We start from the raw sequence: 13,867 nt of genomic DNA, 5'->3' as shown, positions 1-13,867 counted from the left end.
GTAGAGAGAGGGCTTCAAGTGTGGTTTGAATTTTGGCATCGGTGAATTAGGGTGTGATTGAAAAATCAGCGATCGCCATTAATGAACTAAACTTTTATCCATGACCGTGAGAGAGCGACTCACCATTGCCCTCTCTCACAGTGTTGACAAATCCGAGCCAACAAAATGTAAAGAAATAATGTATTTGGAACTGGATAATCATTTAGAATTTTTCAAAACTACCAAATCTTGTAAATCGTCGATAACCCCATCTTTAATATCGACAATGTCCCCAAAATCTTGCCAATTTTGATAAATGTATTGTTTAGAATGATAAGTTAGTCCATAAATTTCATCTTCATCAGCAGCATTGGGATTGACTAACTCAGTTTGTAGTTTAGTACCAGAAGTTCGTTTAAAAATAAAATTTTTTTCAGCAAGTCGCTTAGTCAAATTGTTAGATAAACCCAAACGGTCATCTCTATTAGCACCATGTTTCCCAAGAACAGTAATTAAAGCAATTCCATCTTGACGTAAAACACGCTGTAATTCTTGAAGCCAACTAAACTGTAGTTTTTCACTGAGATGGGTAAAAACTGAGACAGAGTAAATTAAGTCAAAGGTATTTGATTCAAAAGGCAAAGGAGGATGAAATTTTGTGTTGTAAAAAGTCCTTGAATGATAGTTGTGAGATAGCCATTCAATTAAATTAGGATTGGGATCGCATCCTGTGAAGCTAATCTCATCGTACTCACTAAAATACTGAGCTATTCTACCTGCACCACAACCAAAATCTAAAACATTTTCCACATCTGTTATTTTCTTATTAGCAGTTTTTAAACCTTCTCTCAAACTTTTGGCAATTCGTTCTCCCGATTCAACATAACTTGGGATTGAAGGTCCAGAAGTAATTCTTCTCAGATTAACTGGTGGAATAGGTTTTGCCCAACCAGTGTTATTTTTGTAAGCATAAATAAATAGAGGATCGATAATATTTTGTAGTGCGATGTATGTAGGGCGAATAGTTCTAATCAGAGGAGTTTTTTTTAGAGAAAGCCAAAGCTTAGAATTTTTAAATTGCATGATGTTATACTACAAAAGAAGTATTTTTTTGCTCAAACTAACTAACTTGAATTATATAATTTGTTTGATTTTTGATCTGCAATTTTTCTTACATTTATTACTTTCTTTGTAAATCTTCTCGGCAACCTTCTCAAGTAGTTGAATTTTCTGCTTTAAGAAAGACTGTGATTAGCTAACACTACTTCTTGATAACTACCAGATTTGATAATTTTTCCTTTTTCCATTAAATAAATGCGATCGCAATGTTCTACAGTAGTTAGACGGTGAGCAATAATAATTATGGTTTTTTGACCGCTCAAAGATTTAATTGCTTCAGTGACTAAACTTTCTGTTTCGTTATCTAAAGCAGCAGTTGCTTCATCCAACACTAAAATTTCTCTTTCGTGATAAAGTGCGCGAGCAATCCCAATTCTCTGACGCTGACCACCCGATAAACGGACTCCTCGCTCACCCACAAAGGTTTCTATTCCATTGGGAAGTTCGTCCACTAACTCTTGTAATTGTGCAGCTTTGATTGCTTGATACAATTTCTGATAATCAATTAAATCTTCTGGTACGCCAAAAGCAATATTTTTTCTAATTGTGTCTTCGATCAGGAAAATTGATTGAGGTATGTAACCAACCATATTTTGCCAAGAACGCAAGTTATCGTAAATCGAGTCCCCATCTACTGTAATATTTCCTTGCTGGGGTATTAGTAAACCTAAAATAACATCTACTAATGTAGTTTTCCCTGCACCAGATTTACCAATTAAAGCGATCGATTCACCTTTTTTCAAGCGTAAAGAAATGTCTTTTAAAGCAAGCTCATTAACATTAGGATAGCAATAACTAATCTTATCAAGAAGAATCTGATTTCTAAAAACAATTGTATTTTTATCTTGATAGCTACCTATAGTTTTGGGTTGATAGCTTTCCTGTTTGGTCGATTTTAGCTTTTGAAGATCGAAGTATAGTTTATCAAGTACAAACTTGGAACTCTGTAATTTACTAATTCCATTTGCCAAATTAGTTATTGAAGGAATGAGTCTAATTGAGGCTATGGCAAAAACACTCAGCACAGAAGTAAGCCGATCAATATCTTGTTGGCTATAAAGCAAAAACACAGAAGTAAAACCAACTAAAAAGATAACTAACAATGTCTCGATTAAAATGCGAGGACACAGCTTAAATGAGTGAAAAGCACCAGATGCATCAGCATAAATTGTAGCTTGGCGATCTATTTGCTCCTCAAAATAATGCTCGCAACCAATTACCTGCGTTTCTTTGATACCTCCTAAACCATGATTAACACTACGAATAATTTCTTCATTTGATTCAGACAACATTCTTCCCCAACGAACTACTTTTTGTTTGAATAAATTAAGCAAAAAGATTAAAGGAAGACCCATTAATAGCAAGGAAATTAAGGCAAGGGAACTGGTAGTTCCAAGTAATAATGCTAGAAATAAAATAACTATTAGATTAGAAATTGATATCAGAAAAGTATGTATAATTACATTAAATCTTTGAGTTTCTCCTATAATATTATGAATAATACTAGCACTACTTTTGTTGAGATGAAATGTATAAGAAGCGTACAAATAAGCGTGCATCAATCTATTAGTTAGCTTTACTTTTTGTTTAGAAGCAAATATAAAAACATAACTTTGTACGTACCAACTAATTAATGATTTAATGCAGAAAACAGTAATAATAAACAAGCCTAGCAAAGCAATAAACCGCCTCTGGTCTTGAAAACCAAAATACTGATAAATTTGATTAAGAATATGATTATCAGTAATGAAATCTGGGTTTCCAGATAAACTGATAAATGGACCAATTAGACTGATGCCAAAGGTTTCTAATATAGATACCCCAATAAATAATAAAATTAAAATTATTAGTTGGCTATTGCTGGCAGGAAGAATATACAGAAATTTGACCAAATATTTAATCATCTCTTTGCTTTAAACAACTCCTTGGATTAATTCTTTGATTAAACTTTTCCATTTCCAACTCAACCAACGACCCATTTGCACATAACATTGCGCTTTATCTTGCCAGCCCATTTGTACTCTTTTGATCGCTAGTAGATATTGGAAAAACAGTTTCCACTGTGGCAAAATAATTTTCTTTCTGTTCTTGGGATCGAACCAGATAGCTAGCTGCTGATAGCCACGACTTTTTTTTGTAGATCGAGAAGTATTCTCGTGATAGCGAAAAAAGAATAGATATTCAGGTATTTCATAAAATTCTCCCAGTAAGAGTAATTCTGCGCCCAATGCTAATTCAGACCAAACATAACTACCTATCAAAGGAGTCTTTGCCAAAGCACTTGACTTAATCAAGGCAAAACATTGATTGGCATGAGTAAAACCTCTTTTATACCAAAGATCGTGATACTCTTTAAAACGTTCGCGAGGTTTCGAGGAACGAAGATTCAAGAGATTTCCTCGTTTTCTAAGAGGTTGACCTTTTTCATCAATACAAACTTCCCTTGTATAGCATACAACTACAGAAGGTTCACTGTCTAATACTGCAACACAACGCTCTAAAAATTCTGGGGCTATGAGATCATCATGGGCAGCCCACTTAAAATATCTGCCTGAAGATAATTCAAAAGTTCGATTATAATTGCCCGCAGCACCAATATTCTTCAAGTTGCGATAATAACTTATTCGTTTGTCTCTATCAGCATATTCTCGACATATTCCTTCTGTGTTATCTGTTGAAGCATTGTCTGAAATAATCAACTCAAAATCTGTAAAAGTCTGAGCTAAAATCGAATCTAATGTTTCTCTCAGATATTGTTCGCCGTTATAAACAGGCAACCCGATACTCACATATGGATTGTTAACAGTACTCATTTTAAATTTCCTTTTGTAAGACAAAAAATATTTATTAGGCAATTATCAATTAATAGTTAGCATTGATTAATTTGTTGGTTTAGCTGATTTTTTTAGCCATTTTTGTGTAAATACTTCTATTTCTTGATCGCTATAAAAATGCTTTGTATACTTAGAATCATACATTTTGTCAATGTATGAATCAGGAACTATAATTGATTTCAATAAATCTGTATACGTGTCAGCATATTGTTTTCGTTGTCCTACGTTAGCATTGTCTAAAACAAAATTATTAATTCCTAAAAATTCGGGAATTACTTTTTGGGAACATTCATTCAATTTTTCCAATTTTAATAGTAGTAAATCGGCATAATCACCACGATAAATTTTATATCCTTTTGACTTGGGAAACTCACTAGCAAAAACATCAATTTCTAAAGCGCGCTTTGGTTCGTCATCAAACCAAGTTAGAGGAATGTCATGAGGGTATTTTTCCCAGAAACAACGAGCAACTTCTTGTAAGTAAGCCTTTTTATTGGAGAAATCATGCTCTTTTTTCTCTACGAACCAGTTTAAAGTCTGAAAAAAAGCAGAAATGTTTCTAGATATTGGCTCTCTGACTATGGTTATTATCTTGCATTTTTTATTTTTAAGATAATTTTTATCCAGTTTATTTTTCAGTAAACTGCTTCTCCAAATTTGATTTTTAAACGAATCAGGAAAGTTAATAAAATCGCCGTAAGTATTACCGACATATTTTTCGACAAACTCAATTCCTTCTTGAGTAAAATAATATACTCTATGAAGAACAAATTTTTTATCCAAACCTAATTTATAGAAAGTTTTAAAGATAGTTGAAGAGCCAACTTTTCCCATTTGATATAAAATAATACGTTCTTTGCCTTGTAGTTCTGCTTGCCAAAATCTATAGTTAAATTTCAAAAAATAAATTTTTTCTTGTAAAAAAAAATTGATTCTTTCCTGAATTTTCGGCTTTTTATTTTTCATATTTTTGTTAACTGAATTAAGATTGATAATTGAATTGCAATCGACTGTATTTGAACTGCAATTAATTTCAATGCATTGCAATTGTTAGATTGAGGCGATAGTTACATCACCGAAACTGGCATCGTAACGATGAGCCAATAGAGCAACCGAACCACTGGCAAGATCTGATAATCCTTCGTTTTTCTGTACATCCCATTCAGTAGGCTCTGATGTACCTAGTTCCCAAGTTTTTAGGCTATAAAGTGAACCTGTTTCAAGAGTTTCTACTCTCATCTTAAAATTATAGGTAAGACCAACATCAAGTGTTTTACCACTATCGTCTTTCCGATCATTATTATCGCCTTGAATTTCTAAGCTATCGCCTTTGTACCAACCAATTGCGCCCAGAGGAAGAAATCCTGTTTTTGGTTGTCTGCCTGATATAGGATAGTCTGTATGTCCTTGCCAGCGCATTAAAAAACCGACTCCAGTTCCTCTGCCTGCTGCACCGTTTAAAGTTATGGGAACTGTAATTTCATAGTCTTCCCAAGCAATATCACCAATGCCTATTAGGCGATCGTAACCAGGCTCAACTGTGCGAACAGTGTCTCCTTCAATAGCCCATTTTCCATCTATTACCTGTGCTACATCTTGAATCTCCTCAACAGAACTCCAGTCAATAGAATACTCCTGAGACCAAACATTTCCCGCTTCATAATCTATGCTTACTGTCTCAGTAGAGATATTTCCTGCATTATCAATAGCTTTCAGTGTTACAAGATCGTCGGTAGATGAACCATCCAAGTCAGCATAGGCTATGTCAACGTTAAAATCTCCTCTCCCATTTAATCTTCCTCCCCCACCAATAGTCAATGGAATTTCGCTTCCACCATTAAGAGAATAAGTCAAAGATGCTACTCTCCTATGGTCGGGAATATTTCCCAAAATATTAACCCAATTTTGTGGTTGCCCAATTTGACCGAAAGTTTGGTCTAAGCCGTACCAGATGTCAATAACTGGTCCATCTCCTTGGGGAACAACATTCTCCACTATAAGATCTACTGTTGCTTCGTTTGAAATTGCGCCGAGATTGTCTTGTACGGTATAGCTAAAGCTATCGTTGCCAGTAAAATTGGGATTGGGAGTATAAGTAACTGTTTCTGTAACAGTACTAATATTTACGTTACCGTTACTGGGATTGTTGATAATATTTAAGTTACTAAAATCAAGACTACCATCAGTGTCATTATCATTACCCAGAATATCAACGGTGATGGGAACATTTGCTTCAGTCGTAGCAGTATCATCGCTAGCTATTGGTGGTAGGTTAGAACCTCCTGAACCATCATTCAGGGTGATGCTGACAGTAGCTGCTGTAGAGATTGCTCCTTGCTCATCGGCTATTGTATAGCTAAAACTGTCGTTACCACTAAAGTTATCTGGGGGATTGTAGATTAATCGATCGTCACTGAGGTTGCTAGGAGTCCCTCTATCATCGAGACTGATACTACCTCCTTCTGTCGAAGTTGTCTCAAAACTGTTGATGTTCAAAAGATCATTTTCGGGGTCATTATCATTATCAAGAACATCAATGGTGATGGGAGTATTTACTTCAGTGATGGCAATATCATCGTTAGCTATGGGTGATTGATTTGTGACTCCTCCTTCGTCTTCATCTTCGGGAACAATGGGTGCTGCAGTATTGAAAAAATAGTCAACCTGACTAGTAAAGGCTGCACCAATATTACCCACAAAAGTTCCCACTGAATTGACTTCTAAATCCTGGGTAAAGCTTCCTGCGGTTGTCCAGTTTGCTCCATCACCAGAATATTCCAGACTCCAAACATCTCCTTGTCGGTTGACCCGTAAGTAGGAAGCCGAACCAGCAGCCACTCCCACTCTGATTCTTCGTTTTGATTTACCATTGATGGTTCTACCAGCAAAGACGTTTAATTGACCATCATCGTAAAAGACATCGAACCGCAGCCAGTTATTGTCATCTTGTTCGACAAAGATTCCCTGCATCTGTAAAGACTGTGATGGTTCTGAGGCAAACTTAACTTCAAGCTCGAAGTTGGTATCTGTTGCTGGCTGCATTACTCGAACTGCGCTTTTATTTGTTTTCCAGACATTATGGGTAGTGCCATCAGGTACAGATAATTCTAGATAAGCATCTCCTGTTCCTAATCCAGTTAAGTCGAATGAACCATCATCCAATGGATTCACAAATGTCCATTGATTATCTAAATTATTACTGTTAAAATCGTCAGACTCAAACATCATTGATTGCTCCTAGTTGTTTTGTTTCTTTAATGTAAGAAATTAATCTAAATTTTCTTGAAACAAGATTTGATTGGGTTCTTGTAAATTGCTTTTAAACACTTGTTATAAACTCAGGCATAAAATTCATCTTTTCAACCATTGTGCGAATTTCATTTTTGTATATGGGATTCATGATGATGACAATATCTGGTTGATAATCGAGTAAAAACTTAGGTGTTACTATTTGTTGCCCAGTACCAGGAATAAATTTGCCTTCTTTGTTGGGATTGATATCTACTACATATTCAATTTGCTGTTGTTCTTTGAGAATGTTTAAAAAGGTAACTCCTTTAGAACCTGCTCCCCATAAGACTACACGTTGATTTCTACTAGCAATTTCTTGTAATTTAGTTTTCCAATAGTCTACTTTTTGCTGAAACTTGTTACTAAAAGTGGCAATGTCATTTTTTAGTTGGTTTAAAGCTTCAGTTTGCTTTTCTGGTAGGTCTTGATTTTCTTGATTGGGAACAGCTTCTAAACATAAAAATTGACCGCGATATTCTTCTTTTGTTTCTGTAACTTGAAAGCCGCAACGAGCAAAAGCATTAGATAAAGAAACAGGACTAAAATAGCAACAATGCTCATAAATAATATCCCAAATAGCTAAATTATGGAAGGTATCCAAAGCATTTGGCACTTCAAAGAAAATTTCTGGCTTATAGAGATCGCCAATATTTTGTCTCAGAGTTGTCAGAAAACTTACTGGATTGGGGATGTGTTCTAAAGTATGTCGGCAAACAATCAAATCACTTTGATAGTGGGCATAATTTTCGGAATAGTAGTCTTGAATAAATTCCACTTGATATTGGTCATGTTCTGGTCGATAAACATAGGTGGGGTCAAAACCGATACCGTAATTGTTGCCTTGTTGACATAGTAAGAGCAGAAAGTCTCCTTTGCCTGAGCCAATTTCGATAATTTTTTTATTGTACAGATTGTGTTTTTTTACCAACCTCTCGGCTAAAGATTGGGCATAACTTTGAAAGCGGGGAGAAAAATCCAAAGAACATTCGTAATCCTCTGTATAATCAAGTTTTGCTCGATCAAAAGCCGTATTACCAATAAAACCACAGGTGGGACAAAAAGCCAATTTAATGTCTCCTTTGGCGCAGTTACGGGCTGCTTGTCGTTCTCTCCACAGCAGATTACAAAAGACTGGCAGATCGGATAATTCAAAAAACACTTCTGGATGAGAAGCTGAACAGACAGGACAGGATTTTTCGATGATTTGATTCACTTCGATCTAAGCTCCACTGACGGTAAAATAATTTATGTTGCTGGCTTCGGTAATGGTGCAATTTCCAATAAGATGCCACTTCTTACCAGAAAAAAAGTCGAAAGGGCGATCGCAATACTCAGCCAAAAATTGGTTGAATTGAGATTGGTGTGGTTTCCAGTGGCTAAAAAGCTTTGCAACGCTCCTGCGGGAAAAACAATACCTACGCCAAGTAAGAGGCTACACAGCATTAATTTTCCTCGAAGCATGAGGCTCAATAGCCCCAACAGTGAGCCTAAAGGAGCAAAAACTAGAAGGTAATAGAGGATTTTGTAGCTCAACATACCCTCATAACTAAAGCGAGTTAGGAATGATTTTGCTAAAAAAGCAGCTTCAGGCATTAATTGCCAGGAGTATATTCGGTTCAACTCATCAATGTAAATCTTGACGACCGAATCATCGTAGGCGATCGCTAGACGGTGATAGTTGGTATCTTGAAAAACATCAGGTATTAAAAACTCGACATTAGTGCCGTTTTCTCCTGCTAAAGGAGTACGTAGACGGAAAACCAAGTCTTTGTCTTCTTGTGCGAGGGTAAAATTGCGATGATAGGGATCGCTGGAAAGGGAAATAATGCGGGCAGGACCAGTTTGTTCTGGTTTAGCAGTGGCAACGATCGTGCAGAGGGTAAATTGGGAAGTCCGACGAATTTTGGAACTTATCAAGCTAGAAGGAATTGGTGTTGCTAGCCATTGACTATCAGTTACATAAACTGCTTCTTTAGTTCGCTTTGCTTTGCGCTCTGAAAATGAATGTCCTTGCCAAGTCAATGCAGGAAGTTTCCCTGTGCTGTCTCGATAACCTCCTTTTGCCGATAATTGGTAAAAAGCGATGAGAGAGTTTGGGGTAGAGAGCGCAAAACTTCCTTCAGTAAAAAAGTATTGGACATCTTCTTCAGAAAAAGGACGATCAAAAATTGCCAATCGATCTATATAGCCTTGCCACGGGCGATCGCCTGTTGCTTCATTGCCTAATACTAGAGGAAAATTAGTATTCCAATTATCCAGAGTGGTGGCATTCGATAAAGGTATCGTCACCCATACCATCATGATGAGGTAGCTAATCAGGCATAGTACCAAATATCTCGGCTTGAGAAATTTTCTCGACCTCGTGAAAGAATCTGATAAGTAAAAGTGCCATAAAATTAAACTCAAACAACCGAGAAATCCTCCTAAACCATTAGCAATAATATCTGCTTTGGTAGAAAATCTCCCAGAGAGAAATAGCTGCAAAACTTCAATTATGGTAGAAAGGCTAACGCTAATACCCAAAACTGCTAAAATTTTCTCGATCCCGCTCCTATTTTTCAGTTGCATCAGCCAGGAACAACTAAAGCCAAAAGGAATAAATAGCAAAATATTAACTATAAAATCCAGGGGATTGGAAACATGATGAAAACCTTTAGTAATCTCTTGAATTGACAATTTTTCAGGGGAAAAATCAAAGGGAAATAGAGTTACCGCCAGTATCAATAGCAGACTGATAATGACAAAAAGCTTAGCTCGCTGTAGCATTATTTTCTTGGGAACTACTTATCAGTACCCAACCAAAAATTTTAGGTTCTCTAAAGTAATTACTTTATACTTTTGAGTTTGCAGACTGCTCTCCAACACTTTGACGATGCATATCTTGTAACCAGTCAGTAGTATTTTCCTCCCAGGTTTTCCAAGGTGCGTTTCCTGTTGACCACAAACTTTCTAATAAACGCTTATCCCGTAAAGTATCCATGCATTGCCAAAAAGAGTCATGTTTATAAGCCATTAACTGTCCATCTTGAGCCAATCTTTCTAAGGGAGCTTTTTCCCATTGGGTATCATCATCTTCTATATAGTCATATACTTCAGGTTCTAAGACAAAAAATGCCCCATTAATCCAGCCTTCTCTGGTTTGTGGCTTTTCTGAAAACTCGACAATTTGATTCCCTTCTAAGTCCAAATGACCGAAACGAGCAGGGGGACGAACTGCGGTTAGAGTAGCTAGTTTGCCGTGAGAGCGATGAAAATCTAATAAATCGTGAAGATTAATGTTAGACACCCCATCTCCCCAAGTCAACATAAAGGTTTCATTTCCCATGTAGGGTATGAGACGTTTGATACGACCACCCGTGTTGGTTGTTAGCCCAGTATCAATCAAATCCACTGTCCAATCTAGTTTAAAGTTGCCATGGGTTTTGACTTGTCCCATACCTAAATCGACGGTCAAGTTACTGTTTAAAGAGCAATAATCCACCATGTACTTTTTGATCGCTGCTCCTTTATAGCCTAGGGCGATCGCAAAATCTTTAAAGCCATAGTTGTAGTAATGCATCATAATATGCCACATAATTGGCTGTCCGCCTATTTCCACCATAGGTTTGGGCTTAGTTTCTGTTTCTTCTGAAATTCTAGTTCCTAACCCACCAGCAAGAATTCCTACTTTCATCACAGTTTTCCTCTTAATTTAATTTAGTAAATATCTAATTTTTGATAAATGAGCTACCAAAGTTTTTGCGCCAATATTGTTCGACCAATAAATAACTTAAACTTTCTGCTGTAATAATGTTTTTGTTCACCATAATTTCACCAATTAACCCCCCATTATCTGTTTGATATTTGAGTGTTTGCTTCAGTTTTACTGGAGAAACCAGGCTTTTTTCGAGCATAATTTGCCCTAGCTTTATGTTTTGATTACTAAGAACTTTATTAAGTTGAGATGACGATACAAAGTTGTTTTGAACTAAAATTTCTCCTATTTTTAGTTCGGGATGTTTTTTTTGTTCCAGTAAAGCCTCTTCTAAAAAATCTTTAGTGATTATATTTTGTTTAACTAAGATTTCTCCTATTTTGCTATATTTTTTAGTATCTAAAGTTGCCAAATCTAAGATAATATTTTCCTGTGTTAAATCTCGTTTCACTTTCTGTAGCTTACGTTTGTAAGGAGTTAGTAACTGCTTAATTGCCAAGTACATAAAAGGAGGAATTGTCTTGCCGTAACGCCTCCAAAGACGACGTGGCTCTTGCATTAAACGATATAACCATTCAAAGCCAAATTCCCTAACTAAACGAGGGGCTCTCTTTTGCAAACCAGCATAAACGGCGAAAACTGCACCAACTCCAATCATCACACCATTAATTTTGTCTTTGTGATGTGCAATCCAATTTTCTTGCTTTGGACAACCAAGACAGACAAAGATCAATCCTGCACCACTACAATTGATCTTTTCAATCAAAGCCTCATCTTCTTCTGTAGTTAAAGGATAAAAAGGTAGAGGTTCTATTCCTGCAATTGATAACTGAGGAAACTCTTTTTCGAGTTTTCTTTTCATTGAGCCAAGAACTTCTGGTGTTGAACCTAAGAAAAAAACACTGATATCTGTGACCGAAGCCAATCGACACAAATTCACAAAGACATCCATCCCAGCTACACGATTTTGATTACGGAATCCCATTAGTCTTAGCATCCAAACTAAAGGCATTCCATCAGGAGATACAATATCTGCTTTTTCAAGAACTCTAGCAAAGTGCAGATTCCAATACGCTTCCATTAGCATATGGCTATTTGCCAAGTAAACTACTTTGCTTTGATGTTTTTTAGCCCAGGTTAAGATGAGCGAAACCTGTTCTTCTAAACGTAAACTGGTAACTGGTGAACCCAGTATATTAGTAATGGGAATCGACATTTTCATGATGACAAACAACTTGCTTAATTATTTTGCGAAAAGTGATGATGTCTCAAAAGACGGCATGACTTTCCAATTGCTTCCTATACCTTATAGGTATAAAATTGTGCGTAATTCACTTTTTATATATAGTTACAATTATTTAATAAGATTGCAGTTTTTTTAAGGAAATAGAATTAAATATTGCTTTAATTAGAAGCTAATAATCTTAACAATTATTACTTGAATTTGTAATAACCTTTTCTGCTTACTCGATAACTAAATTCACTAATCGAAGGATTACGATTACTGGGATCGAAAGTTTTGTCTGTTTGTTGCCAATCTTCTCTTTTCGCTAGCCTGTAACTTAGTTCTTCTTGATTTCTATGGGAAAGATAAAGCCACATCCTACCGTGTGTGCGACAAAAAAATTCTTCTATCCAGGTTTTATTGTCTAGACAGGTAGAACTTTGATTAGCTAAAAAAGAAGCTTTTTTGGCGGATATTTGCAAATTTCTCCGCATTTCCCCAGCATTTTTATAGAAAAGATGGTACTTTGGACTACCTAATCGCCATAACCTTGTTTCACAAAAGGGACATGAAAAACTTTTAACTTTTTTTCTTTTGCTTCTTTTATTACTCATGCAACTTGGCTTTTTACCCTTAGTTTAATTTTTTTATTAATTAAATTTGCTGATTCCTTGGAGAAGAAGCAACAATCAAAACTAATTGTTGCTCGCTAGCTGATTTAACGACGATCGGTGGACAATAAACGCCAGAACAGTAATCAGTATAAAAGGCTCTCGCGCTCTTCTCTTGGAGATAGAAGATATCGAAAGTCTCTAACTTGATTAAATCAGCATTGGAAAAGCAAAAATCTACTATGTAATTGAACCGATAAGGCGATAACTGGTAACTGTTTTAACGTCAGTTCGGATTAAGACATTAGATTTATCCTGTGAAGATTTTGTGAAGACGAGGAATTGCGCTATACACAAAACAATCAACGAAGAATTGAGGTATTAACCAAAGGTCAGACTTCACGTCTTCGTTGGGAGTTGAAACTCAGCAAAGCTTTCTGAGAGTCTGTCTTCTGGGGGTTTTCTGGGAGCTTAGTACTATTCATAGCCTTAAAGAATCGCGATGTTGACGAGCAACCCACGTCGTTGAGGTTACGCAAGCGTCCGACTTAAACTTGCGAGGTCTCTCCTTAAAAGCCACGAACTTGCCGAACGAGAGAGTTATAACGAACGTGGCGGAGTCCCGTCCCATCATCAGTGGGATAATATCAAGCAGAATCGAGTTAATCTGTGACTTTTCGGTTATTCTGTTTTTTAATTGTTAAAACATTGATACCTCTGAACAATAGGACTTTAAAACCAGCATATAATCTGGTCTTTAGCTATCACCCGAATGCCAGACTAATTTAATCTCGTGAGCTTCTTACTTGATTTAGTTTATTTGTACTATTTGTAAGGACACAGTAATCCCATCATTACGACTTACTAAAGTGCACTCCAGGTGTCTTCTCTAGCAAACCGCTTTTTGACGGGAGCAAATGCTCTCTGGCTTAGAGCATATTTTACTCCCGTGTTGACTGTTTCTTCTGGAAAATTTAGTCCAGCCTAGAAAGAGTTATCAGGATAGTATTTTTGGTTACAGAGTTTCTCAGATAAGTGAGAGACTGCTTAAGGCACCGATTACTTGTTGGTTCTTTAATTATACTTATTGTTGATTTCTAAGGTTACTTAGTTT

The 13,867-nt window shown here is 36.3% G+C and carries 10 protein-coding genes; all 10 read right to left on the bottom strand.

What is annotated here, in order from left to right; translation table 11 throughout:
• Positions 1-198: 198 nt before the first annotated feature.
• The 10 genes from H1P_RS03610 to H1P_RS03565 all read right to left on the bottom strand — a co-directional run bounded on the left by H1P_RS03610 (position 199) and on the right by H1P_RS03565 (position 12,636).
• Positions 199-1,062 carry a class I SAM-dependent methyltransferase gene (locus H1P_RS03610; RefSeq protein ID WP_144864239.1) on the bottom strand — a complete coding sequence of 288 codons (864 nt, stop codon included), beginning with the start codon at positions 1,060-1,062 and terminating at the stop codon, positions 199-201.
• A 152-nt stretch (positions 1,063-1,214) separates the two neighbouring features.
• Complete coding sequence (locus tag H1P_RS03605; RefSeq protein WP_144864237.1) at positions 1,215-3,002, bottom strand: ABC transporter ATP-binding protein; 1,788 nt, start codon at positions 3,000-3,002, stop codon at positions 1,215-1,217.
• A gap of 9 nt (positions 3,003-3,011) precedes the next feature.
• Positions 3,012-3,911: a glycosyltransferase family 2 protein gene (locus tag H1P_RS03600; RefSeq protein ID WP_144864235.1), complete on the bottom strand. Its 900-nt coding sequence runs from the start codon at positions 3,909-3,911 to the stop codon at positions 3,012-3,014.
• A gap of 66 nt (positions 3,912-3,977) precedes the next feature.
• Positions 3,978-4,898 (bottom strand): putative capsular polysaccharide synthesis family protein, encoded by a 921-nt coding sequence (locus H1P_RS03595; RefSeq protein WP_144864233.1) that lies wholly within the window; start codon positions 4,896-4,898, stop codon positions 3,978-3,980.
• Between the two features lie 84 nt (positions 4,899-4,982).
• Positions 4,983-7,160 (bottom strand): Ig-like domain-containing protein, encoded by a 2,178-nt coding sequence (locus H1P_RS03590; RefSeq protein ID WP_144864231.1) that lies wholly within the window; start codon positions 7,158-7,160, stop codon positions 4,983-4,985.
• A 91-nt stretch (positions 7,161-7,251) separates the two neighbouring features.
• Complete coding sequence (locus H1P_RS03585; protein ID WP_144864285.1) at positions 7,252-8,427, bottom strand: methyltransferase domain-containing protein; 1,176 nt, start codon at positions 8,425-8,427, stop codon at positions 7,252-7,254.
• 41 nt (positions 8,428-8,468) lie between these two features.
• Positions 8,469-9,989 (bottom strand): VanZ family protein, encoded by a 1,521-nt coding sequence (locus H1P_RS03580; RefSeq protein WP_144864229.1) that lies wholly within the window; start codon positions 9,987-9,989, stop codon positions 8,469-8,471.
• 64 nt (positions 9,990-10,053) lie between these two features.
• Positions 10,054-10,896, bottom strand: coding sequence for a glucose-1-phosphate cytidylyltransferase (gene rfbF / locus H1P_RS03575; RefSeq protein ID WP_144864227.1), 843 nt, complete (start codon positions 10,894-10,896; stop codon positions 10,054-10,056).
• Positions 10,897-10,930: 34 nt separating this feature from the next.
• Positions 10,931-12,139: a WecB/TagA/CpsF family glycosyltransferase gene (locus tag H1P_RS03570; RefSeq protein WP_144864225.1), complete on the bottom strand. Its 1,209-nt coding sequence runs from the start codon at positions 12,137-12,139 to the stop codon at positions 10,931-10,933.
• A 212-nt stretch (positions 12,140-12,351) separates the two neighbouring features.
• Entirely contained in the window at positions 12,352-12,636 is a 285-nt protein-coding gene (locus H1P_RS03565; RefSeq protein WP_246141454.1) for a hypothetical protein, read from the bottom strand.
• Positions 12,637-13,867: the final 1,231 nt, after the last annotated feature.

It is taken from the genome of Hyella patelloides LEGE 07179 (genome assembly GCF_900659865.1).
In the GTDB taxonomy this organism is placed as follows: domain Bacteria; phylum Cyanobacteriota; class Cyanobacteriia; order Cyanobacteriales; family Xenococcaceae; genus Hyella; species Hyella patelloides.
The sequence above is the reverse complement of the archived record's forward strand: the minus strand, read 5'-3'. Positions and strand labels throughout refer to the sequence as shown.